This window comes from Saccharothrix sp. ST-888, assembly GCF_000955975.1.
In the GTDB taxonomy this organism is placed as follows: Bacteria; Actinomycetota; Actinomycetes; order Streptomycetales; family Streptomycetaceae; genus Kitasatospora.
In genome coordinates, this window is the sequence record NZ_JYJF01001169.1 from 1 (window position 1) to 219 (window position 219).

Here is a 219-nt window from a genome sequence, read left to right on the forward strand (position 1 = left end):
GTCGCCGATCTGTCCCTCGCGTCCTTCGGGCGCAAGGAGATCCAGCTGGCCGAGCACGAGATGCCCGGTCTGATGTCCATCCGCGAGGAGTACGCCGCCTCGCAGCCGCTGGCGGGTGCGCGGATCACCGGTTCGCTGCACATGACGGTGCAGACGGCGGTGCTGATCGAGACCCTCACCGCGCTGGGTGCCGAGGTCCGCTGGTGCTCGTGCAACATC

The 219-nt window shown here is 68.5% G+C and carries 1 protein-coding gene; it reads left to right on the top strand.

Annotated elements, in window-relative coordinates; genetic code table 11:
• The coding region (locus UK12_RS36110) for an adenosylhomocysteinase (RefSeq protein WP_197085453.1) at positions 1-219 on the top strand (219 nt) is incomplete at both ends.